The following is a 23,360-nucleotide window of genomic DNA, read 5'->3' as shown; positions in this document are numbered from 1 at the left end:
CCGTTTATTAACATTTTTATCCTATTTTGAGTGCATAAATAAATAGCGCGTGAGTTTACTGAATAGTAAAAAATAGCGATTCGAAGCTGCTTGAATCAGTGCTTTGGGAATGATAAACAAGAAAGGGCCTATGAAAAGGCCCTTTTAGCTTTAATGCATAACTAAGCATTTTTAACGTTTAGAACTCAGTGCGTATATTAATTTTTGCGCTGAAACTCACTTGCTTCATTCCATTTAGGCCAAGCATCTGCATTCGCAACGCCCACACCTACATCAAACAGCATCTGCGTGTCTTGAACAATACCGCTTAAGTCCCAATCATCGCGATATTGGTCGCACACTTGATGGTAACAGCCTGTCACGATAACGTTCATACGTTTTCTATATTTAGCCGTTTCTTCATCTGCTGGCTCATTGCCGCCCTCTGCATAAAGTGCCGGTACACCTTGTTTTGCAAAGCTGAAGTGGTCAGAACGGTAGTAGTAACCGGCTTCAGGTCGGCCTTCTTGGGTAAGTGTTCGGCCTTGCTTTGCCGCAGCGGCTTCAAGGTAGTCTTCCATTTCTGATTTGCCCATGCCTACAACAGCAACGTTTTTGGTTTTACCCAATACGTTCATTGCATCCATATTGATGTTTGCAACGGTATTTTCAATAGGAATAACAGGGTTGCTCGCATAAAACTTACTACCCAGTAGCCCTTGCTCTTCAGCCGTAACCACTAAAAACGACACTGAGCGCTTAGGCGCAGGCGAAAGTTCTGAATAGGCTTTAGCCATAGCAAGCATTGCTGCAGAACCTGTGGCGTTGTCGTGAGCGCCGTTATAGATTTGGTCACCTTCTTTGCTTTCGTCTTTACCTAGATGATCCCAATGGGCTGTGTAGATAATATGCTCATCAGGAAACTCGGTACCTGGTAACGTGGCGATTACGTTGTTGCTTTCTGACTTTTTGAAGGTGTTTTTCACGGTAACCGACGCTTTGATATCCATCGCTTTGCTATATGGACCCTGCATAGCGTTTGCTTTTTCTGCCTCGAAATCAAGGCCGGCATCGGCAAACACTTTTTTCGCTGCATCTAACGTAAGCCAACCTTCAACCGCAACGCGGCTCGCGCCTTTGTCGGCACTAACTAAACCATACTGAGGACCACTCCAGCTGTTTGCAACAACAGACCAGCCGTAAGACGCTGGCGCGGTTTCGTGAACAATAATGGCGCCCGCCGCCCCTTGTCGGCTTGCTTCTTCGTATTTGTAACTCCAACGGCCATAATAGGTCATGGTAGTGCCTTGAAACTTACCGCTTTCTGGGTTTTCGAAACCAGGGTCGTTGATTAGCATAACCACGGTTTTGCCCTTAACATCTAACCCTTCGTAATCGTTCCAGTCGTATTCTGGTGCATTTACACCGTAACCAACGAACACCAGTTCAGAGTCTTCAAGAGATACCGAGTTTTGCTCGCGTTTTGAAGAGGCTACCATTTGCTCTTTGTAGGCAAAGGTATTGTCGCCAATGGTCATGGTCATATCAGGATCAGCAGTGATCTCCATAAGCGCTACTTTTTGAAGGAAACTATCCCCATTACCAGGTTTAAGCCCCGCTTTTGTAAATTCGCTTACTAAATAATCAATGGTTTTCTTTTCACCTTCAGTCGTTGGCAAACGACCTTCAAACTCGTCGGAAGACAAGACTTTTAGCGGCTCGCGAATATCAGCATCAGAAATACTGTTGTAAACGCTGTCAAAGTTAGAAGCCACAGGCATACTTTTCAGGGCCGACTCGTTTGTTGAGGTGCTGTCGTTGTTAGGAGTGCAAGCACTTACGCCTAAAAGGGTAGGTACAAGCAATGGCAAAAACATTTTTTTCATTGTTAGTCTCTGTTTGCTCTACAATACGCGACCAGTATAGAGAAAACCCCAAAGCGAACCAATAGTTGATATGCAATCAAACTTAATCCCCTTCTGTAACGACTACTTACTAAAACACGCCAGTAAACCGGTTACGGCGCTTCTTGAAGAGGTTGGCTTGCTAAGTAACGACGAATTCCCTACGCCTGAACAGCTAAATGAATTAGCGACTCGGTATTATGAGCATTGGCAGGGGCCTGTGTTCAAAGGGCAAAGCCAGTTCCCAAATGATGATCAACGTTATTATGAGACTATCATTAGTGAAGACGGTGTAGTTCCTACTCGAGAGCAAAGCTGGCACGACTTATTTAATGCACTTATTTGGCTGCAATTTCCTAAAACAAAATCTCTATTAAATGCGCTACATATCAGCGATATCAATACGCACGGTGTAAACCCCAGAACGGCACGCCGCAACCGCATTACACACTTTGATGAGTGTGGTGTAGTGCTTGCCATTGAAGCGCCTGAGAGCATTGCTTTAAAAAAGCCTGAGCGCTTGACAACACTTGCGGGCTCAAATAATGAAGCACCAGATAAGACCATGAGAGGTACGCCACATAAAAGTGACACCCTTGAAACGTTTTTAGCGGAATTAGCCTCCCATCAGTGGGAGCGTGTCTTTATTGAAAAACGAGCACTGTGGCACACACAGGTTAGCCCTTTTATCTTCGGGCACGCGAATTTAGAGATGATGCTAAACCCATTTGTCGGCCTTACCGGCAAGTGGTTAGCAGTGGCTGTACCAAAAGGCTTTAGCCGTCTCGATAAATGGCGGCAGCGCTTGGTGTTAGATAATGCGATGACAGTACGTATCAAAGCGTTAAATTATTTTGAGAGCACACCGCTTTTAAAGCCATTGCCTCTGCTTGGCGTACCTTTGTGGCACTATCAACAAGATGAAGTGTTTTATCAGAATAAAGACTATTTTAGACCGCTACGGGAGGGAAGTAAGCCGACAATTCAGCTACCATTATGGTCTTAAGAGTTTGGCGCTGCCCCAGTTTTATCGGAGCAGCGTCAACAAATAGCCAAATGGAAAGCGGACTATTGAAAGTGTCTTTTAAAATAGCGCTAAAGCAATCAACCAAATGCCGTAAATAACCACATACGGGGCGCTTGCAATGAGTGCCGCTTTCTTAAGAGGAAAAGACGTCCATTGAGAGATGCCTACAGTGGCCAAATAAATTCCCCAAAAAAGCTCTAGTCTTAAAGCTTGCCCGAAAGCATACCAAGGCGAGTCCATAGGAATACTTGCAATAAAGCCCAAAGAAGCTGGTGACAAGATTGATGGAGCCACCTGATGGTCGCCCGCGAACATCAAAAGCGCAACGCCAACTAAACCAGTTAGCACGTATGGCATTGAAAGCCACCATGCAAAACCGTACCAATCTGTGAAACCGAAAACATGGCTATCGTCTGAACGAGTCATCAGGTTTACGTAAACGGCATAAACAGCGTTAACGATAAGAGGAATAAAAAAAGCGCCGATAATAGAAGACCAAAGAAGCGCATCTCTGGTAAAGAAAGCCTTCATCTGTTCTTCTTCAGCCGGGCTCATATCACCTTGTGCGGCAATGTTCATTTCTGCAAACCACTCAATATCGACAAAGTTCACATAGAGATATTGTGATACCAGCGTAATCGCCATAACCAAGATAAACGGCATCCAGCTCCAGTTGTTGTGCTCGCCAACTGCTTTGAAGACGCCATTCGGTTTAAAAAAGATATCATTACACGCTTGGAAAGGATTCGTCACAGTGTGCATCCCTTGCTCCTCTTTCTTAGTTATTATTTGCTGTTCAGTTTTTGTGTAAAACAATGATTGTAAATTATTGTTCGTTAACACGTGGATAATTATAAAGACTACTGGCGGGCAAAGATTATGTACAGAACAAGATTCTGATAAAGAAACATTTTTTGTAAGGGAAAATGAATAAGGCTAGTTAATTGTAGTGCGCATGCTCGGTTAAAAAGCAGTAAAAAGGGAAGCTAGGCTTCCCTCTTATTTTCTATGGTGGCAAACCATAAACAGTCTATAGATAAGTTATATTCAGCAGTGTTAGCACTATTGTGCTGTACATCACAGATATAGGTAGCCCTATCTTTATAAAATGCGCAAATTTGTAGTTGGCAGCGTTGTAAACTAAGAGGTTGGTTTGGTAACCAAATGGCGATATAAAGCTCGCGCTTGCCGCAAAGGCAACTGCTAAAGCAAATGGCATTAGCGGTGCGCCGATAATTTGCACTAGCCCATAAGCAAACGGGAACATTAATGCTGCAGCCGCATTGTTGGTTACAAACTCGGTTAAAAGTAAGGTGAATAAGTAGATAACCACGAGCGCTACAAACCAGTCAGTACCCGCCAAAAGAGGCATTAGCGCTTCGGTTGTCGACATAATGACCCCAGAGTTTTCGAGTGCAGTGGCTAAACTCAGCGCACCGACGATCACAACAATCAAGTTTAGCGGGAGGTTTCGCTTCATTTCGCCGTTTGACGTAACCCTAACACCGATAAGCACAGCGGCTAAGAACAGTAGACCGATAGCTAATGAAATTATATTAGTCGCGGCTAATAATACTGTGGTAAGGAAACCGCCGAGGGTGATCCACTCTTGCCTATTAGTTAATGGGCGGGCAATTTTTTGCTCAGATAGAATAAAAAAGTTCTTATTCAAGTTTTGACGAGTTGCAAAGTCAGGACCTGTTGCTAAAAGTAAAAAGTCACCGGCTTGAAGTTTTATTTCTCCTAACTTTCCTGATAGTTGTTCACCGTCTCGACGAATGGCCACGACAGCAGCATCGAACAAAGCTCTGAAGCCAAGTTTTTTAATGGTCTGCCCGATAACCTGAGCGCGATTAGCCACCACTACCTCAGTTAAGCTTTCACGCAATACCCCATCGGTTTCTGCGAACATGCTCAGACCTTTTATGTGGCTTAAGTTATCTAGCTTTTGCACATTACCCGAGAAGATTAGCTTGTCGTTTTCCAGAATAACTAAGTCAGGGCCAACTGGAGAGATAAGGTTGCCATTGCGCACCACTTCTACCAAAAATAGCTCGGGCAGGTTACGTAAGTGGTTTTGCTCTACGGTTTTGCCGATTAACTCTGAACCTGGTTCAACTTCTGCCTCAACCATATACGCGTTATAGTTACTATTTTTGTTGCCGATATTGGGCAACAAAGGTAATAACATGAACATAAGAAGGCCACAACTTAGTCCTGCAATAGAGCCATACAAAGTGAAGTCGAAAAAATTGAAGCCTGGGTGCCCATGCTCTTGCAGAAAACTATCTACAATAAGGTTAGTTGAGGTACCAATTAATGTAACGGTACCACCGAGTATTGCGGCGTAGGAAAGCGGGATCAGTAATCGGGAAGCGGGGTGATATTGATTTTGCTTTATGGGGCCAATAAGACTGGCCACAATTGCCGTATTGTTAAGTAGTGCCGAAGAAACAAAAGTGAGTGAAAACAGTCGCCAATAAGACTGCGTAAAGTTAGCACTAACGAGTTTTCTGCCAATGCGTTTTATTAACGCAGTTTTATCAATAGCACTGCTCACTAAAAGTAACAAAACAAGGGTGATTAGGCCCTTGTTTGTTAAGTTCAGCAAGATGTCATCAAGAGATAACTGCTGGGTAACTAGTAATGCTAACACTGCACCCGAAAATACAGTGGAAGGGCGCTGACTGGTAAAAATCAGCGCGCATATCGTACTGGCAAAAATTGCCAGTACGATGAACTGGGTCACATCCATATTGCTCCAGTCCTGCTTATAGTTTACTGATATCCACAGAGTTCCAATGCGGGAAGTGCTTGCGAACTAATGCATTGAATTCAAGTTCAAACTCAGAGAAGTTAGGCGAAGTATGTTGTGCATCACCGGCAATGTCGTCGATGATCATACCAGCACCTACTGTACCATTGGTTAAACGGTCGATAACGATGAATGAACCAGTAGGACGGTTGCGCTTGTAGGGGTCACAGGCGACTGGCTGAGTGAACTTAACGTCAACCACACCGATTTCGTTAAGGTTTAGGTGCATGGCATCTTTTTCTTCCAGCGTGTTCACGTCAATTTGATTATCAATATGAGCAACAACCCCTGGCGTTGACTTAGTCGCAAACTTAAACAAGTATTGCTTGTTTGGCATTAGCGGCTCTTCTGCCATCCACACTAAATGCGTTTTGAACTGAGTATTAAGTAGTGGCAAGTTATCTGATTTAACAATCATGTCGCCACGAGAGATATCAATTTCATCTTCAAGAGTAAGCGTAACCGCTTGAGGTACATAAGCGCGCTCTTGATCGCCTTCAAACGTAACGACTTGCTTCACCTTTGATTTCTTGCCTGATGGAAGTGCAGTCACTTCATCGCCTGGCGCAACCTGACCTGATACAACCGTACCGGCAAAGCCTCGGAAGTCTAGGTTAGGGCGGTTAACATACTGTACCGGGAAGCGGAAGTCTTCTTGGTTGTCGTCTTCACCAATTTCGATGTTTTCTAGCATCTCCATTAGGGGTGTGCCGTCAAACCAAGGCGTATTTTCGCTTTTACCTACTACGTTATCGCCTTCAAGCGCTGAGATAGGAACAAACTGAATGTCAGGGATATCAAGCTGTTCAGCAAACTTAAGATAATCTTCCTGAATCTGCTTGTACACTTCTTCTGAATAGTCCATTAAGTCCATTTTGTTGATTGCAACAATAACGTGCTTAATACCTAGAAGTGAAACTAGGAAGGAGTGACGCTTAGTTTGCACCTTAACACCGCCACGGGCATCAACAAGAATAATCGCAAGGTCGCAAGTAGACGCGCCTGTTACCATGTTACGCGTGTACTGCTCATGCCCAGGGGTATCAGCGATGATGAATTTACGTTTTTCGGTAGAAAAGTAGCGGTATGCTACGTCAATAGTAATACCTTGCTCACGCTCAGATTGAAGACCGTCTACAAGAAGGGCTAGATCAACTTTCTCACCCGTAGTACCCACTTTTTTACTGTCTTTTGTAATAGCAGCAAGCTGATCTTCATAAATCATTTTTGAATCGTGAAGTAAGCGACCAATAAGGGTACTTTTACCGTCGTCTACGCTACCGCAAGTAAGGAAACGTAGCATGTCTTTCTGTTCGTGTTGCTCAAGGTAAGACAGAATGTCCTGTCTTAATAATTCGTTTTCGTTGTTCATGTTATGCGCTCACAAGGAAAAAGGGGTTTAACACAGACTCTTTTTGGTTATAGGTAAGAGCGTCGGCGTTGTCATCTAATGGATTTTCTGGATCTAAAACAGTTACATTTGCTCCTGCAGCTAGTGCGACTGCATGTGCTGCACCTGTATCCCATTCAGATGTTGGGCCCAAACGAGGGTAAAGATGCGCTTCGCCCTCTGCCACTAAGCAAAGTTTTAGTGAACTACCCATCGCCACAAGCTCGGTTTCACCTTCAAGCTGTGCCAATAAATTTTGAATTTCAGGACTTTGGTGAGAACGACTGCCTACCACTTTCCACACTTGTGCACCATCGTGCTTGCGTGCTGAAATTGAGGTAAATTCGCCGTTTACTTCGGTCCATGCACCTTCACCTACAATACCGACATAGCTTTTGTTTAGCGCTGGCGCGTAAACCACACCCATTGTCGGTTTGCCGTTTTCGATAAGTGCAATGTTTACCGTAAATTCACCATTTTTCTTAATAAACTCTTTGGTGCCATCTAGCGGGTCAACCAGCCAGTATGAGGACCATGTTTTGCGTTCATCCCACGAAATATCTGCCGACTCTTCAGAAAGAATAGGCAAGTCCGATTCTGCTTCAAGGGCATTTACAATAACGTTATGGGCGGCAAGGTCAGCTTCGGTTAGCGGGCTGGTGTCTTGCTTTTCATAAATAGCGAAATCTTTTTCGTAAATCGCCATAATTCTATCGCCAGCTTCTTTGGCAATAGTTAGCACTTTTTGTGCAAGTGTATTTAAAGGCTGTGTCATTACACCAATCCCTTTTCTTGAAGCAAAGCATACAAACGCTCAGCGGTTTGCTCTGCCGGTTCATCCTGATAGGTTAAGTGTACTTCCGGTGATTCAGGCGCTTCATAGGCTGAATCTATGCCTGTGAAATCCTTGATCTCGCCGCTGCGCGCTTTCTTATACAAGCCTTTGGGATCACGCTTTTCACACACTTCAAGTGGAGTATCAACAAACACTTCCACAAATTCACCGTCTTCCATTAGGCTACGGCAGTAATCGCGGTCTGCTTTAAACGGAGAAATGAAAGCGGTAAGTACTAGGGTACCAGCGTCAACAAATAGCTTCGCAACTTCACTGATGCGACGAATATTTTCAACGCGATCTTTGTCGCTGAAACCCAAGTCGCCACATAAGCCGTGACGTACGTTGTCGCCATCAAGCAGATAGGTGTGCTTGTTTTGCTCGTGAAGCTTTTTCTCAAGCAAGTTAGCTAATGTTGATTTACCAGAACCACTTAAACCAGTAAGCCAAAATACGCGAGGCGTTTGGCCTAGCTTTTCAGAGCGCGTGGTTTTATTGACTTCGTGTTTATGCCAAACAACGTTGTCTGTGGCCATTAGAAGTACCCTTCCATTTTCTTCTTCTCCATAGAGCCTGCGCTGTCGTGGTCAATAACGCGACCTTGACGCTCAGATGTCTTGGTAAGCAGCATTTCCTGAATAACTTCAGGCAAGGTCGCTGCTTCTGACTCTACCGCACCAGTCAATGGGTAACAGCCTAGGGTACGGAAACGCACAGAGCGCATCTCTGGTACTTCACCTTCTTCAAGTGGCATGCGGTCGTCATCAACCATAATAAGAATGCCGTCGCGCTCAACCACTGGGCGGGGCTTAGAAAGGTAAAGTTGTGGAATATCAATGTTTTCTAGGTAGATGTATTGCCAGATATCTAGCTCAGTCCAATTAGACATTGGGAAAACGCGGATACTTTCGCCTTGGTTAACTTGTGAGTTATAGATATTCCAAAGTTCTGGGCGCTGGTTTTTAGGGTCCCAGCGGTGGTTACTGTCGCGAAACGAGTATACACGTTCTTTTGCGCGAGACTTTTCTTCATCGCGTCGTGCACCACCAAACGCAGCGTCAAACTTATATTTGTTCAACGCTTGCTTAAGCGCTTGGGTTTTCATGATATCAGTGTGTTTCGCTGAGCCGTGGCTGAACGGTCCAACGCCAGCTTCAACACCTTCTTCATTAATGTGAACAAGCAAATCAAAACCGTGTTTCTCTGCTTGCTCATCGCGGAACTTGATCATTTCGCCAAATTTCCACGTGGTGTCTACGTGTAGAAGTGGAAACGGAATTTTGCCTGGCGCGAACGCCTTACGGGCAAGGTGAAGCAGTACTGAAGAGTCTTTTCCTACAGAGTAAAGCATTACTGGGTTTTCAAACTCAGCAGCTACCTCACGGAAAATTTGGATACTCTCGGCTTCGAGTTGTTTCAAATGCGTTACAGACGGGATACTAGCAGTCATTTTGAAGTCCGAATTTATGTTATATACAAAAAAGTTATATGCGGGTTATTTTTCTGCATAGAACGATAACACATTTAAATTCAAAAGTAGTATGCGATTTTGCTATTTAAAATAGCAATCTTATTCCAATAAATAAAACTGTCATGCAATTGAAGCATAAGGCCCTATTTGTCAGGGGTAGAAAAAGATAAAGCCCTGCTTAGAAAACTAAACAGAGCTTTGTATTTACTCTTATTAACGAGGTATTTTTTTAATTACTTTCCATTCAGCTTGGTCTGGAATGCATCGAATGTGTCTACCACGCCTTCTCTTGGTGTACCTGATTTACTCAAAATCATTATGGTTAAGCTCGATAGAATGAACCCGGGGACAATTTCATACATCCACGCACCAAGCTTTTGGCCTCCGATTTCTATCGGAAGATAAATCCACAGTAGTACAGTCACAGCACCAACTATCATTCCGCCTAATGCCGCGCGGCGAGTCATTTCACGTTTAAATAAGCTAAACAGGACTAGCGGGCCAAATGCCGCACCAAAGCCCGCCCACGCATTACTTACTAAGGTCAATATAGTGCTGTCTCTGTCATAAGCCAGATAGATAGCAACAAGTGCAACAGCAACAACACTTACGCGACCCGCTACTACCAACTCACCGTCAGACGCATCTCTGCGCAGGAAGGCTTGGTAAAAGTCGCTGGTAAGTGAACTAGACGTTACTAGTAGCTGGGATGAAATAGTACTCATGATAGCCGCTAGGATCGCAGCTAATAAGAAGCCACCAATAAGTGGGTGGAATAAAATTTGAGAAAGATAGATAAATACTGTTTCTGGATCAATATCATTGCCGTTACCGGTTATATAAGCCAACCCGAATAAACCCGTCATTAGCGCGCCGATGATAGAAACAATCATCCAGCTCATGCCGATGTTTCTAGCGGTAGGAATATCTTTTACCGAACGAATAGCCATAAAACGAACGATAATATGTGGCTGACCAAAGTAGCCTAAACCCCATGACATCAGTGAAACAATACCGATTACGCTTAATGCTTCGTTAGTCGAGGCATCCATAAATGCATCAAATAAAGCAGGGTTAATGGTATCTAGTGCGTCAATTGAAGCCCCAATGCCGCCAAGCTCACTGATGACCACAGCAGGTACCATAATAAGTGATACGAACATTATGCAGCCTTGCACAAAATCGGTCATACTCACTGCCATAAATCCACCCACGAGGGTGTAAGCAACGACAACACCGGCGGTAACGTACAAACCTGTCTCATAGGTTAAGCCAAAAGATGTCTCAAAGAGCTTTCCACCAGCGACAACGCCAGAAGAGGTATAAAGCGTGAAGAAAACGACTATTACCACAGAAGCAATAACTCTCAGTAGACGAGAATTATCGGCAAAACGGTTCTCGAAATAGTCGGGGAGGGTAATGGAGTTGTTAGCCACTTCGGTGTAAACGCGAAGGCGCGGAGCGACCAACATATAATTTGCGAGTGCACCTAGAACTAACCCGACGGCAATCCAGCCTGCAGATAAGCCCGATACGTACATAGCACCAGGTAAACCCATGAGCATCCAGCCACTCATATCTGATGCGCCTGCTGAGAGTGCGGTTACAGCGGGGCCTAACTGGCGGCCGCCAAGCATATAGCCTTCTACGTTGGTGTCTGTTTGCCGATAGGCGAAAAGGCCTATTCCCAACATTACAACAAAATACAAACCCAACGAGATTATCGTGCCAGTAGCCATATAAATTCCCTATGTTTTTTCTTTCATGCTAACACCTATGACTTAGAGTCTCCACGTCAGTCGGCGACCTTGCTTGTTTTCTATACGGCTATAGGTAAATAAAGTTTGGCAAAATTTTTAATAAGCGAAAGATTCTACTCGCGCGCGCCCAGACCTTTTTGCTTTGTAAAGGAGTTCGTCACAGGCTTTAATAATAGTATCCAAATTTGTTTCTCCGCCGACATTTAGCAGCCCGGAAGAAAAGCTAACTGAAAACTTTTTATTGGTATGCGTCCAGTTTTTTTGGTGAGAAAGCGCAACATTTAACTCATCGAGTATACGCTTGGCCGATTGTTCATCTGAGTCAGAGAAGTAGATCAAAAATTCTTCACCACCATATCGGCAAAGCTTATCTGATTTTCTAATCCTATTATTGATGATTCGAGTGAGTGTAGTTAGCACTTCGTCGCCTACGGTGTGGCCATATCTATCGTTAATCTTTTTAAAATTATCAACATCAAGCAGGGCTATGCACGATGTATTGTTGCCCTTAAGCGACTTCTTAAGGCTGTTCAACATTGCGCGACGGGTGAGGGCGCCAGTAAGAGAGTCTCGTTCCGCTAGTAAGTCGCTTTGTCGTTTAGAAATCCAAAGCCACAAAGCAAGTATAAGAAGAATAGTGACAATGAGCGCAAAAATAGTGGTTTTCATTGCCTCTTTATCGGTGGATAGCCCTTCTTTTTCGTCTCGCAGTGCGTTGATTTCTTTTTGTCTATAATGGACAAGCTCAATATCCTTCTCAATGCTGTTGGAGAAGTCAGACGAAGAAAACTGAAATTGCTCTGTGTTCTTCTCGAAGAGAAGTTGGTTGTACGCTTTTAAATGCTCATAGGCTTTTTCGTAATTGCCTGCAGTATCGTAAATTCTTACAAGTTCGCGTTCTTTTCGTAGCAGATATTGTTTCTTAAACTCAGTCGCAGTTAGCTTCTTTAAAACCACATCTTCGAATTTATTAACTGACAAAGAGAGCTGTCTTTCATTATTTTTAACAATGGCTTTATAAGACTGGTAAAGATAAACAAGCTCTTCTGGATTAATTTTAGTTTTATCTATATTTAATGTATCTATCTTGTTTACGACGGACTGTATTTCGTTATCATGAGTTCGCCGAAAACCCATCATGAGTACTCGTAGTCGTTGATAGAGGGTTAGAAACATTTCAAGTTCGGTATTTCTAGTTTTTACGAACTCTAGGGCCTTATCAGAGATAAGAAGCGCATCTTTGTATTTACTTTGAAGAAGAAGAGAGTCAACCGAAGTAAAGTACGCCCATGTAATGAATACATCATTCAACTTGCTTTGCTCGATTATCTTCATCGAATGAGTGAAGGCTCGACTTGGTACCGATAGCTCAGTAAAAGCGATTCGAAGCCATTCATGGGCAGTATCGCTGTCTAATGCATTTTCCATAGTAAGCGTAGAAGAGCGGGCAGGTAAGTGGGGGAGAGCATACTCTAGTTCATTAATTGCTTGAATAGGGTTAGCTAGGGTGAGTTCCATTGACAGCCACACACTAGCTATGGCGGTTGCTGTTTTGCTACCCGTTTCCAGAACTTCACGCTTTAAGCGTTTAAGAGCAGGCACTGTAACATTGATTCGTAATGAGGAGCTGTCAAAGTCGTTAACTGCTCGGGCATAGATATAATACGCCCTTGCGGCAGCGTACAAATCTGTATTTAGCGATTTTAGCTCGTTCCAGTGGCTCTCTAGTAACGGTGTCTTAACGTATATTGGAACTCGAGGGCCTTCCGTTTCGTTAGCTGTCCCCGTAGCAAATAAATGTCTAAAGATTACGCCTTCACTACTATCATCAGTTTGAATTTTTAAATCTTTGATTTTAGCTTTTATCTGGTCATTATCAATATCAGATTGATTATTCCAGTTATAGATAGTTATTGCTGCTAATCGACTATAAGCATCTAACTTTTTAAGCCTCAACTTCTCAGAATTGTTGTCTAACTGTGCTTGAAGCGAGTGACTGAAAAAAATGATGAAAAGTAGACAAAACTTCACCCTTGTAAAACGACACCAAGCGGCCATTGAATTTGCTACCTCTATACTGCGGATAAGCTGAAATGTTTGCTGATAATTAAAACGGTTTTTTTAATCCTAAAGTATAAGTTTTATTGCGTATGTTTTCACCTTAAATTTAGGCAAAAAAAATCGACCACAGTGGGCCGACGAAGGGAAGTGCGTAAATTCAGCACTTTTCTAGAACGGGGACCTGGCTTTTTTCTAAGCCGAAAATTGAATCCTCTCAGATACGGCTTTTTTCATTTCACTCAGGTCAGCATCTTTATCGCCCACTATCATGACATTGGCGTGTCTCATTTTGATGCTTTCACCGTGGTACTGGTCATCAGAGAATTCACTAGGTACAGTGACATCACCGCGCTCAGGCACAACAAATACCGACATTTTCCCTTGTGGGGTATCAAGGATAAGGTGCAGGCTTCTCACTGTACTTAAGTGACAATAGTTCACCACTTCAACACCATCAAGCATCTCACTAAAGCTACCGCCAAAGCTTGCCAATTTTGCATTTACCATATTCAAATCAGCTGGAAGTAGCGAATGCGCAGTTTCCATTTCGGCGTACTGCATATGCGCTAGCGCTTGGCCACCAATACTAAGCGGTTGGTGGTACCACATGGTAAGTCCGATACCTATAGTGAAAGCAACGGATGCGGCCATCGCCAAATACCAACGACTTCTGCGTTTATAGCGATTAAACTCGTCAGTCGACTGTTGCCAAATGAGCTTGCTAGCAAGGTCTTCTGGAACATCGACTTTTAAAGCTTGCTTTAATTGCTTATCTAACTGCTTTTGTTCATTCCAGAAATTGCGTTTGCTTTCATCCGCTTTCGCTGCTTCTACAACATCACTGTCAGTCGTTTCTGGATCGGCGTAGATTCGACGCCTAAATTCTAACTCATCCATTTATACGACCTCTCTGTTCATTTTGTTTCTCTAATGCCTCTTTCAGCTGGTTTCTCGCTCTAAATAAACGCGTCATTACTGTATTTTTATTAAGCCCTAATTGATTGGCAATCTCTTCACCACTGAACCCGAAAATCAATTGAAGGATTAAGGGTTCGCGGTATTCCACACTTAGCCCACCTAACAGTCGCTGAAGCTCTCTGTCTTTCAGGTCGCCGTCTGCATGTTGGGTGTCATCTTGTATATGACAATCGTCAATATCTACCGTGTCGAATTGCTTGCGCTCAAATCTGCGGGCATTCTCACGACGAAGAATGGTGATTAACCATGACTTTGCCGCCTTTTCATCATTTAGGGCGTCTAACGAACGCCACGCACGTAGAAACGTTTCCTGTACAACATCTTCAGCAATGCTCTGGTCTTTTATAAGCCAGAATGCATAGCGGTAAATGTCGGCGTGAAATGCCTTTACCAGTGCTTCATATCTTTGGTGTTTTGCTTTCATACCCGATAAGACCTGACCACTGTCGGATTTATTTCGCCCAAACATAAAAATATCCAAAAACTTAAAGAATTTTCACTATGGCACAAAAAACGCGCCATTTCGTTATCCGAAAGGCGCGTTTTTATTTTAATTCCAGTGATCAGAGCACCTGTTTAGGAATGCTAAGCACTTTTTTGAGTGGCAATCCAAGCGTTGATATTTTCTTCTAAAATAGAAAGTGGTACTGGACCGTATTTTAGCACCTCATCATGGAAGCCTTTCCAATCAAACTTATCACCAAGTTCAGTTTGAGCATGCGCTCTAAGCTCCATGATTTTTAGTTTGCCAATCATATAGGCAGTGGCTTGTCCTGGCATGGCAATATAGCGCTCAATGGCTTTTTGCGCGTCATACTCTGGGTTTGGCGTGTTTTCAATAAGATAATCTACAGCCTCTTCACGACTCCACTTCTTCGCGTGAATACCTGTATCAACTACAAGCCTGCAAGCTCGCCATAGTTCCATAGCTAGACGGCCAAAGTCTGAATAGGGGTCTTCATAAAAGCCCATGTCTTTTGCGAGTTCTTCAGTATAAAGGCCCCAGCCTTCTGTGTACGCGGTAAAGCTCAAGAACTTTTGAAATTGCGGCACGCCTTCAAGCTCTTGTGCAATTGCACGTTGCATGTGGTGACCGGGAATGCCCTCGTGGTATGCCAGCGCCTCTAGCTGATAGGTCGGCATCGCTTTCATATCATACAGGTTTGCATAGTAAATACCTGGGCGGCTGCCGTCTTGCGCTGGGCTTTGATAAAACGCTTTGCCCGCAGACTGTTCGCGAAATGCTTCGACGCGTTTAACAATCATTGGCGCTTCTGGGAGAATTCCAAAATATTCAGGAATAGCGTCTCGCATGTCATCTATGGCAGTTTTCGCCATATCAAGGTATTGCTGTCTGCCTTCATCTGTTGAAGGTAAATAGAATTGTTCGTCTTCACGCATGAAAACAAAAAACTCTTGCAGCGTACCCTCAAATTTTACCTGTTTCATAATGTCGCGCATGGCGTTGTGTATGCGCTCTACATTATCTAGGCCAATTTGATGGACTTCATCAGCAGTAAGGTCAGTAGTAGTAAACCAGTTAAGGCGATTTTGATACCACTTATCGCCGTTCGGTAAACGCCATACACCATCGCCTTCAGGGGTTACTTCACGCTGGTGGGCTAGTTCTTCAATAAACTTTTCGTAGGATGGCATGACCGATGTTACCAAAGCGGCTTTTGCTTCGCCTAGCAGCGTGGTTTTTTCAGCTTCTGTAATATCAAGGTTGTTTACTTTGTTTTGAAAATCTTCCCAAATAGTTGAAGGCGTTTCACTGGAATCAAATGGTGCGCCGGTAATTACGTTTTTAGACGCATCAATCATTTGGTCATAAGCCCATGCCGGTGGGAATACGCCAGCTTTTTCACGAACTTTCATCTGTTCGATAACTTGGTCAAAGTAGGAGCGTACATTGTCTAAACGACCAATATATGCCTGAGCATCTTCTTTGCTTTTTACACTGTGAATATTGATAAGAAAGCTGGGCACTTGAGTATGCGCAGCGCGGAACTGATGCACAATGTAGCGGTGGTGTCTAAATTCGTCGTTAGCCAAGTCACGTTCAATGCCAAGCTTATACAGGCGCAAGCTTAACTTTTCTTGCTCGCTTAACTTGCTGGTGTCGAAACTATTAAGCTTCTCTAAACGGTTTTTGGCGATAGCAACACGGGCATCGGCCTCCTCATCACTGATGTCGTCCCACTTGTCGTAATCCCACTTTTTGCCGAGGTAACTCTGAAATAGGGGAGAACGCTTAAGATCTTCTTCGAAAGTACGCTCAAAAAATGCATTAAGGCGTTCAGACTCAGACTGTCCAGCAGGCTGTTCTGTTTTAATCGGCTCTGGCGCTGTTTGCGCGGTTTCACTTGCTGGAGAGCAAGCAGCTAATGTGGTAACTGCCAACGCAATTGGCGTTAGCTTTAGTAGTGTTTTCTTCATTCTATTCCCCGTCGCGTTTAATTGATTATTTTTATAGGCTACAAGCGGTTCGGATTTTTGAGCCTCTCAAAGGGCACTAAAGACCGAGACTTGTGCTGAATATTAACTACAGATAATGCTTTCAAAACCCTTGCGGCTGTCGTTCAGCTCTATGCAAGGGCTTTAATTACTCAGGTTTCCATGTATTAGCAAATGAAATGCGTTTTATGAAGCAGGATACAAGTTAGATAGCGTGTGGCTGTTCTTTGCACCTGTTTGCTGCCATTTGCTGCGAGCGCGCTTTATTTCATCGGTAAGTTTTTCTAACGTCTTAGATACTTGTTCCGATTGAGCACGTTTATCAGTTTGACTAGCCGAGAAGCGCAGTGCGTAAAGCTCATTTACAGCGGTGTTAATTTCTTCAAACTGTGAAACCTGTGCTTTCCCGCCAGTTAGTGTGCTTATCCATTGCTTAAGTGCAAGAGTTACTGAGCTGGTATCTTTTGCTTTTATCACTGCCATAAGTTTCTGATACTGCGCTTTCTCATCAAACTCATCTGTAGCAATTAAGCGCTGTTTAGGGCCGTGAGTTTGCCCAATAAATCGAGCTTGTTTAAGTTTCCTATAGGTGAATAACCATCCAATAAGTGCAACTAGCAAGAGTACAAGCAGCACACTGCTCACAATCCAATTAGGCTTTGCTTTTTCGCTATGCCCCGCGTTACTGGCAGTGCTATCAGACGGTTTGTCTTCTTTACCAGAGTCATTGGCGGGCTTGACTGCAGTTAACGGTAAATCACTTTGAGTGCCTTCTGCGGACTGACTGCTTGTGGATTGAGGGTTATTTTGATTATTACTGCCAGTCGCCGGAACTACCGTAATGGAGCGAGCAGGGATCGTGGCATACTCAGTTTTTTGAGTAAGCGTATTAAACCAAGGAATAGTAATTTCAGGTAATACGAAGTCGCCAGGCTGCGTTGGAATAACTGCCAAAGACGTTTGGCGCTGTGAAATTAAGCTCTGATCTTTTTCCACTGTCGTTGTATTTGATTGATCTGGATATAACTTAAAGTTCGGCGGATAAAACTCAGGAATGTCCGGCAGCTGTTCTTCTACCACGCCCAGCGCGGTTAGTGTAACAATACGTGTTACCGGTTCGCCTGCGACAAAGCTATCTCCCTGCGGCCACTCTTCGTCAACTCGAACCATTTCAGACGGCAACCAAGGGTAGTCAATTCCCTGAGGGATAGGTTTGATGTTTACCGTAATGTCAGGACCAACACGATTAATTTGCTGGGTACGATTAAAGAAGCCAAAACGCTGGTTAGTGTTAGCCGCCATTACTTCACCTGTAAAGATGGGCCCCCTTAGCGTGAACTCACCTGAAGCTTGAGGGACTACAGCAAATTGACGCTCAATAATCTGATATCGTCTGCCGTTTACTATATCGGTATACTGCTTATCTCCACCTAGTTGGGTAATTTCCGCATTTTGCATTTCTGGTGATTGCAGGCTGCCCCTCTCAATATTGCTCGAGAGAAAAAGCTTAACAGTGTACAGCAGCTGTTGGTTTAAATAGGCCTCTTTCAAGTCGATATCTGTAGTCACGAAATAGTCACGGGCCACGTTACTTTGTTCTTGAACAGGAATAACTTCAACTTGAATAGGCTTTGTTGACTTTCCTTCAATAGTTAACGAAGGAATAGTGAATGTACCTTCTTTTCGAGGGAATAACGTGGTGGTCCAAACCGTAGTGCGTTTGGTGTCGAAATTGACGATAGACGTTTGGCTACTTACCGATGTCCTGCCCACTACAAAGTCTTTTAATAGGGGAGAGCTGTCGAAGGCATCTCTATCGGCGCTTCCATCGGCGGTAATGGTTAAACGAATAGCTTCATCGAGCATAACCGGATTTCGGTCAATGGTTGCTTCAACTGAATTTACATCGGCATAGGCAGCCGCGCTAATGAGTAGGGTTAGTAAAAAAATTATTCCTGTAGATTGTAATAAAGCTCTCATCTACCAATCACTCCGGTTTGAAGGCATACGTTGACGCTGACGCTTTTGTGCTTCTAATTGCATTTTTCGTTTTAGTAAGAATGCTGGGTCGTCTGGCACGCGACGCATTAAACCTTCCATTCGCTGTAGTTCTTCTTTTTGTGCATCAGTAAGCTGGGCTTCTTGACCTTGCATTGCTTGAGCTTCCCGCTGTGGTTCTTTTTCGTCTTCTTGCGCTTGCGCATTGTTTTGCTGCATATTATTACGCTGTCCTGACTCTGCATTTTGTTGCTGTGAGTCTGATGGCTCGTTCTGCTCGCTCATCTCTGGCTGTTGAGAATTATCCCCATCATTTTGTTGTTCATCATTAGAACCCCGCTGGTTTTGGTCAGACTGTTGGCGCTCACTTTCATTTTGCTGGCCATTTTGATCGTTTGAACCTTCCTGCTTATTCTGATCTCCCGATTGCTGCTGGTCGTTATTAGCGCTATCCTGGGCATTATCTTGAGCGTTGTCTTGTTGGTCATCGTTACTATTTTCGCTCTGATTCTGCTGCTGGTCTTGTTGTTGCTGCTGTTTCAGTAAATCCTCAACAACTTTTTTATTGATTTTCGCGTCTTCAAACTCAGGTGCTTCGTCTAAAGCCAGCTCGTATTTCTCGATCGCTTCTTCAAGCTTTCCAAGTTTGGCCAACGCATTGCCCTGATTGTAAAGGCTTTCAGCGCCTGGAATATTTTTGTAAGCATTTAAAGCACCTTCATAGTCACCTGACTTAAAAAGGGATGATGCTTTCCACGCTTCGCTATTGAACTGGCTAACGGCGTCTTTGTATTTACCTCTTTGGTATTTATTCAAAGCTTCCTGATTATCATTCATAAATGGCTTTTGCCACCATGCAAGCGGTTCAGGTTTATTTGCCGTTGCTGGCGTAGACCCTTCCAACATTTTCGCGCTTGGAATAGACGGCGCGCCCGAAGATGTACCTATACTTTGTGCAGCGTGGGCGTTTTTCACTATTGAAGGGCTTAGCAGGCCAACCAATACAATAAATACTAATCCGCGCTTAAACGCAAAGGCCGCAAATGGCAGAAGTAGCAGTAATAAGTAAGGGCCAACTTCTTTCCACTGATCTCCCTGCAAATTACTCTCTTCTTCGTCTTCTTCACTGTTGCCTTTATCTAACAGCGATACCGCGGCTAGAGCATCAATATCATTGTCGTTAGAAGTAAAGGATTCAAAGCGACCGCCGCTCGTTTTCACTACGCCTTTCACCGCGCTTTCATTTAGCTTGGGAATAACAATGCTGCCGGTGAAGTCTTTTAATAGTTCACCGCTTTGCTGCCTAATAGGCGCGCCTTCACTTGTGCCAACGGTAAGTGCATTTACCGTAAAAGGAACAGATGCTACATATTCTTGAAGTTCTTGTTGTTGCTCTAACTCTATACCGTCAGTAATCCAGTAGATCATGCCTGTGTTATAACCCGCATTTGTTAACAGTTCAGCAGCACTTTCAATACCCAGCAATGGGTCGCTTCCGGGTACGGGCATTATCTCGGGCGAAAGACTGGGGATTAAGGTGGTAATATTCCCAGCATCTTCGGTTAAAGGGCTTATAACGAACGCATCGCCCGCATAAGCAACCAAGCCCATTTCACCCTCGCCGATGGCGTTAACTAAATCTATGGCTTTGTATTTCGCCCTTGTCAGTCTGTCTGGCGTCATATCGGTCGCACGCATCGAAAGCGACATATCTATTACTATAACGTGCCCCATTTTTAGCTGATATACTGGCTGGGGGAGGCGCTCCCACGTCGGGCCGGCAAGCGCTATAACACTCACAACCCACACAAAAGCCAGCATCCACATTGGCGGCTTTGCGCCCATCTCGGTTTTGCCAATCACCATATATTGATAAAGGTGAGAAGGGATCACCGACTGCCAACCAGACTGTTTAGCTGTGGTTCTTCTAATTAAAACCACAAGCAACATCAGGGGCACAAGTGCCATAAACCATTCGGGGCGTAAAAAGTGAAATTGATTTAAGAAGTCGAAATCCATTATTTCGCCTCCCTATTTGTTTGAGTTGTTTGTGCTGCATTAGCTGAGTTTAGCTGTTGGGTTGACATGTTATTTCGCTTTTGTACGAACCAACGATATAAAGATATAGAAATAGTGATAAGAGCCCACAGCGCTGACAATAAAATTGCAGCTGCTAGGGGGTAATAAAACAGTGCGCTCAATGGGCGCATTTTACGAGTTTCACCTTCGATAGGTTCAAGCGCATCAAGCTGTTGATAAATTGCCTGAAGCTCTTGAGCATTTCTCGCCCTAAAGTATTGGCCGCCAGTCGCGGTAGCAATATCAGTTAACATGCCTTCATCAAGTTCTTGCGACGGGTTTATCTGTCGGCTGCCAAAAAAGCTTTGGATCAGCATTTTGTCGGCGCCCACGCCAATAGTGTAAACTTTCACACCTTTACTTATAGCCAATTCTTTAGCTTGCTCAGGCGTAATATTTCCTGCGGTGTTTTGTCCGTCAGTAAGAAGAATCAACACATTATTAGATTTTTCCCGTTCGTCAAAGCGCTTCACTGCTAAACCAATTGCGTCGCCTATGGCAGTTTGTTCTCCTACTAAACCAATCACAGCTTCACTAAGAAGCGTAGAAACGGTGTCTCTGTCATAGGTCAGCGGTGCCTGAACATATGCGGTATCGGCAAATAAAATTAGCCCAATTCTATCGCCCACGCGGCGCTGAATAAAGTCATACACGACTGATTTAGTCATGGTTAAACGGTTAACTTGTCGGCCATTTAGCTGCATGTCATCTATCTTCATACTGCCAGATAAATCCACCGCTAACATCATTTCACGGCCTTCATTAGGTATGCTCACAGGTTCACCTAACCACTGAGGCCGAGCGGCAGCCGTTACCAGCAACAGCCATATCAAGCTACTTGCTACTAGCGGTATTTTGGTTTGTTTTAATTGGGTTTGCTCCGATACATCGCCAGGTCGCAAACTGGGAACTCGCAGCGCGGCCATAGGCATATCTTGGGCTTTTCTAGACAGTAGGCGTACCAAAATTGGTAAAGGCAGAGCAAAGAAGACCCACCACCAAGCAAAATTAAGCATGATGCGGCTCCTTTACATTTTCAGAGGAAAGGCCGTTTACCGCCCGCTTATTTTTCGGGAGCTTCGCTTTCGAAAGCCAATTTTTTACCGCCCCTTTGCAGGTTTCAAAGTCACTTGGGTTAGGGGTAGCTTGGTAAACATTGCTTATCAATAATGCCAAGTCACCTTCAAGTTTGTTATCACGACTTTTTAGAGCAGATGTTAAGAACGCTTGCCATTGTTTGCCGTATAGCCCAGCAACCTGTTGAGTTGAGTAATAGCTGATAGCGGTGCGCTTCAAAATTGAGTTTAGGGCTACCGGCCAATTACTTTGTTGTGCTGAAATTGATTCGAGCAATGCTAATGCTTGCTTACGAGGCTTGTTATGCCGTACGTGAGCAGAAATAGCTTTGTAGAGACCAAATAACACCAATAAAACCGCGGCGATAAGTGCCCACCAACCCCAATCTAATGGCCAAATACTGACCTCATTAGGCACGTGTATATCGCGCAGCTGGGCGAGGGGGGCTTGCTGCTGAGGCGCTGCCGGCATTTGATTTGCAGGTGGCATCGATTGTACTGACTTAGGTAAAAGGTTTGATAAAAAATGGGTTGAAAGGTTATTGCTTTGCATTAATCAAGCTCCAACCATTGTTCTTGTTGCATATTTTGAAGCTGTTCATCTAAAGGAAGGCCGGCACTCACACTGAATCTGGCGATATTAGTTTTGCGCAACGTATCGTAAATTGCGCTGTTGTGTTCATTTCGCCATTTTAAATATTGCTGCTGTTCGGTATTGTCACCTAATACCCAGCGCTGTTGATTGTGACCATCTGAAACACTAACGGTTTGCGGTGAACTGGTTTGTGGCAAGGCATGCTCTATCGGGTCATGGATCACAATAGCCCTTACTTCACAATGGCGCGTCAAGTGACTTAAATGCTGAATAGCCTGGGCGCTTAAATGCTGAAAATCTGATACCAGATAAACTAAGCTTCCTGGTCTAGCTAAACGTCTTGCGCGCGCACACGCATCGGCAAAAGCTTGTTCGTCTTTTGCTTTGTCAGCTTTAAACAGTGTGCTTTGTTCATGTAATGCCATGAGCTCATGACAAACGTGAAGTACTGCTTTTTTGCGAGTAAGGGGTTTAATTTCTTTGTGCTGTTGTTGGTTAAATAATAATGCGCCAACCTTATCGCCGCGGGCCGCAGCAGACCAGCTAATTAATGAAGATACATGCGCGGCCTGAACGGCTTTGGTAAGCAGTTGTGTACCAAAGGCCATTGAGGGCAGATAATCACAAAAAAGAAAAACCGGGCGCTCCCGCTCTTCCCGATATACTTTGGTGTGAGTTTTACCCGTGCGCGCAGTAACGCGCCAATCAATAGCGCGAATATCGTCACCGGGTTGGTAATGACGGGCCTCGTCAAACTCCATGCCTCGGCCCTTATGCTTGGTTAAATAGCTCCCAGCAAGTTTGGCTCGTGGCATACGTTTTGGCGCCAAGCTAAAAAGCTTGGCCAACTGCTGGTAGCGAAGTAACTCTGCACTAGACAAAGAGACACCGTTACATTGCAGCTTACTCAGCTGCGCTTGTACATTCACCATAGC

Annotated in this window: 18 protein-coding genes; 1 reads left to right on the top strand and 17 read right to left on the bottom strand. The window is 44.2% G+C overall.

Annotated elements, in window-relative coordinates:
• Positions 1–197 precede the first annotated feature (197 nt).
• A complete protein-coding gene (locus tag D1814_RS01970) occupies positions 198–1,865 on the bottom strand; it encodes a M28 family metallopeptidase (RefSeq protein ID WP_118489857.1) in 1,668 nt (555 codons plus the stop codon).
• Between the two features lie 70 nt (positions 1,866–1,935).
• Between D1814_RS01970 and D1814_RS01965 the strand changes: the two genes are divergently transcribed.
• Entirely contained in the window at positions 1,936–2,889 is a 954-nt protein-coding gene (locus D1814_RS01965; protein WP_118489856.1) for a DUF3025 domain-containing protein, read from the top strand.
• Between the two features lie 78 nt (positions 2,890–2,967).
• Here the strand turns inward: D1814_RS01965 and D1814_RS01960 are convergent, their stop codons facing one another.
• The 16 genes from D1814_RS01960 to D1814_RS01885 all read right to left on the bottom strand — a co-directional run bounded on the left by D1814_RS01960 (position 2,968) and on the right by D1814_RS01885 (position 23,357).
• Positions 2,968–3,672, bottom strand: a complete 705-nt coding sequence (locus D1814_RS01960) for a YIP1 family protein (RefSeq protein WP_118489855.1) — start codon at positions 3,670–3,672, stop codon at positions 2,968–2,970.
• A gap of 268 nt (positions 3,673–3,940) precedes the next feature.
• On the bottom strand, positions 3,941–5,665 hold the full coding sequence (locus D1814_RS01955) for an SLC13 family permease (protein WP_118489854.1): 1,725 nt from the start codon (positions 5,663–5,665) through the stop codon (positions 3,941–3,943).
• A 16-nt stretch (positions 5,666–5,681) separates the two neighbouring features.
• The gene (gene cysN, locus D1814_RS01950) at positions 5,682–7,097 is read right to left on the bottom strand and encodes a sulfate adenylyltransferase subunit CysN (RefSeq protein WP_118489853.1); all 1,416 of its coding nucleotides are present in this window, start codon (positions 7,095–7,097) and stop codon (positions 5,682–5,684) included.
• 1 nt (position 7,098) lies between these two features.
• Positions 7,099–7,890, bottom strand: a complete 792-nt coding sequence (gene cysQ / locus D1814_RS01945; protein ID WP_118489852.1) for a 3'(2'),5'-bisphosphate nucleotidase CysQ — start codon at positions 7,888–7,890, stop codon at positions 7,099–7,101.
• Complete coding sequence (gene cysC, locus D1814_RS01940) at positions 7,890–8,486, bottom strand: adenylyl-sulfate kinase (protein WP_118489851.1); 597 nt, start codon at positions 8,484–8,486, stop codon at positions 7,890–7,892. Before cysC ends, cysQ begins: the two co-directional genes overlap by 1 nt.
• On the bottom strand, positions 8,486–9,400 hold the full coding sequence (cysD, locus tag D1814_RS01935; protein WP_118489850.1) for a sulfate adenylyltransferase subunit CysD: 915 nt from the start codon (positions 9,398–9,400) through the stop codon (positions 8,486–8,488). Before cysD ends, cysC begins: the two co-directional genes overlap by 1 nt.
• 254 nt (positions 9,401–9,654) lie before the next feature.
• A complete protein-coding gene (putP, locus tag D1814_RS01930; protein WP_118489849.1) occupies positions 9,655–11,160 on the bottom strand; it encodes a sodium/proline symporter PutP in 1,506 nt (501 codons plus the stop codon).
• Positions 11,161–11,277: 117 nt separating this feature from the next.
• Complete coding sequence (locus D1814_RS01925; RefSeq protein ID WP_118489848.1) at positions 11,278–13,239, bottom strand: GGDEF domain-containing protein; 1,962 nt, start codon at positions 13,237–13,239, stop codon at positions 11,278–11,280.
• 195 nt (positions 13,240–13,434) lie between these two features.
• Complete coding sequence (locus tag D1814_RS01920; RefSeq protein ID WP_118489847.1) at positions 13,435–14,139, bottom strand: DUF3379 family protein; 705 nt, start codon at positions 14,137–14,139, stop codon at positions 13,435–13,437.
• Positions 14,132–14,689 carry a sigma-70 family RNA polymerase sigma factor gene (locus tag D1814_RS01915; RefSeq protein WP_118489846.1) on the bottom strand — a complete coding sequence of 186 codons (558 nt, stop codon included), beginning with the start codon at positions 14,687–14,689 and terminating at the stop codon, positions 14,132–14,134. The genes D1814_RS01920 and D1814_RS01915 overlap by 8 nt, the downstream gene beginning before the upstream one ends.
• 116 nt (positions 14,690–14,805) lie before the next feature.
• Positions 14,806–16,659, bottom strand: a complete 1,854-nt coding sequence (locus D1814_RS01910) for a DUF885 domain-containing protein (protein WP_118489845.1) — start codon at positions 16,657–16,659, stop codon at positions 14,806–14,808.
• Between the two features lie 204 nt (positions 16,660–16,863).
• Positions 16,864–18,657, bottom strand: a complete 1,794-nt coding sequence (locus D1814_RS01905; RefSeq protein WP_118489844.1) for a BatD family protein — start codon at positions 18,655–18,657, stop codon at positions 16,864–16,866.
• Entirely contained in the window at positions 18,658–20,694 is a 2,037-nt protein-coding gene (locus tag D1814_RS01900) for a vWA domain-containing protein (RefSeq protein ID WP_118489843.1), read from the bottom strand.
• Entirely contained in the window at positions 20,694–21,770 is a 1,077-nt protein-coding gene (locus tag D1814_RS01895; protein ID WP_118489842.1) for a vWA domain-containing protein, read from the bottom strand. Before D1814_RS01895 ends, D1814_RS01900 begins: the two co-directional genes overlap by 1 nt.
• Positions 21,763–22,383 carry a DUF4381 domain-containing protein gene (locus D1814_RS01890; RefSeq protein ID WP_118489841.1) on the bottom strand — a complete coding sequence of 207 codons (621 nt, stop codon included), beginning with the start codon at positions 22,381–22,383 and terminating at the stop codon, positions 21,763–21,765. The genes D1814_RS01895 and D1814_RS01890 overlap by 8 nt, the downstream gene beginning before the upstream one ends.
• On the bottom strand, positions 22,383–23,357 hold the full coding sequence (locus D1814_RS01885; protein WP_118489840.1) for a DUF58 domain-containing protein: 975 nt from the start codon (positions 23,355–23,357) through the stop codon (positions 22,383–22,385). Before D1814_RS01885 ends, D1814_RS01890 begins: the two co-directional genes overlap by 1 nt.
• Positions 23,358–23,360: the final 3 nt, after the last annotated feature.

Source organism: Alteromonas sp. BL110, from assembly GCF_003443615.1.
In the GTDB taxonomy this organism is placed as follows: domain Bacteria; phylum Pseudomonadota; class Gammaproteobacteria; order Enterobacterales; family Alteromonadaceae; genus Alteromonas.
Note: the sequence above shows the minus strand (reverse complement) of the source record. Positions and strands in the feature narration are given on the sequence as shown.

Excerpts from the sequence above, each read along its gene's own strand:
- D1814_RS01970 (WP_118489857.1), bottom strand. The coding sequence starts at position 1,865 with ATGAAAAAAATGTTTTTGCCATTGCTTGTACCTACCCTTTTAGGCGTA.
- D1814_RS01965 (WP_118489856.1), top strand. The coding sequence starts at position 1,936 with ATGCAATCAAACTTAATCCCCTTCTGTAACGACTACTTACTAAAACAC.
- D1814_RS01960 (WP_118489855.1), bottom strand. The coding sequence starts at position 3,672 with ATGCACACTGTGACGAATCCTTTCCAAGCGTGTAATGATATCTTTTTT.
- D1814_RS01955 (WP_118489854.1), bottom strand. The coding sequence starts at position 5,665 with ATGGATGTGACCCAGTTCATCGTACTGGCAATTTTTGCCAGTACGATA.
- cysN (WP_118489853.1), bottom strand. The coding sequence starts at position 7,097 with ATGAACAACGAAAACGAATTATTAAGACAGGACATTCTGTCTTACCTT.
- cysQ (WP_118489852.1), bottom strand. The coding sequence starts at position 7,890 with ATGACACAGCCTTTAAATACACTTGCACAAAAAGTGCTAACTATTGCC.
- cysC (WP_118489851.1), bottom strand. The coding sequence starts at position 8,486 with ATGGCCACAGACAACGTTGTTTGGCATAAACACGAAGTCAATAAAACC.
- cysD (WP_118489850.1), bottom strand. The coding sequence starts at position 9,400 with ATGACTGCTAGTATCCCGTCTGTAACGCATTTGAAACAACTCGAAGCC.
- putP (WP_118489849.1), bottom strand. The coding sequence starts at position 11,160 with ATGGCTACTGGCACGATAATCTCGTTGGGTTTGTATTTTGTTGTAATG.
- D1814_RS01925 (WP_118489848.1), bottom strand. The coding sequence starts at position 13,239 with ATGGCCGCTTGGTGTCGTTTTACAAGGGTGAAGTTTTGTCTACTTTTC.
- D1814_RS01920 (WP_118489847.1), bottom strand. The coding sequence starts at position 14,139 with ATGGATGAGTTAGAATTTAGGCGTCGAATCTACGCCGATCCAGAAACG.
- D1814_RS01915 (WP_118489846.1), bottom strand. The coding sequence starts at position 14,689 with ATGTTTGGGCGAAATAAATCCGACAGTGGTCAGGTCTTATCGGGTATG.
- D1814_RS01910 (WP_118489845.1), bottom strand. The coding sequence starts at position 16,659 with ATGAAGAAAACACTACTAAAGCTAACGCCAATTGCGTTGGCAGTTACC.
- D1814_RS01905 (WP_118489844.1), bottom strand. The coding sequence starts at position 18,657 with ATGAGAGCTTTATTACAATCTACAGGAATAATTTTTTTACTAACCCTA.
- D1814_RS01900 (WP_118489843.1), bottom strand. The coding sequence starts at position 20,694 with ATGGATTTCGACTTCTTAAATCAATTTCACTTTTTACGCCCCGAATGG.
- D1814_RS01895 (WP_118489842.1), bottom strand. The coding sequence starts at position 21,770 with ATGCTTAATTTTGCTTGGTGGTGGGTCTTCTTTGCTCTGCCTTTACCA.
- D1814_RS01890 (WP_118489841.1), bottom strand. The coding sequence starts at position 22,383 with ATGCAAAGCAATAACCTTTCAACCCATTTTTTATCAAACCTTTTACCT.
- D1814_RS01885 (WP_118489840.1), bottom strand. The coding sequence starts at position 23,357 with ATGGTGAATGTACAAGCGCAGCTGAGTAAGCTGCAATGTAACGGTGTC.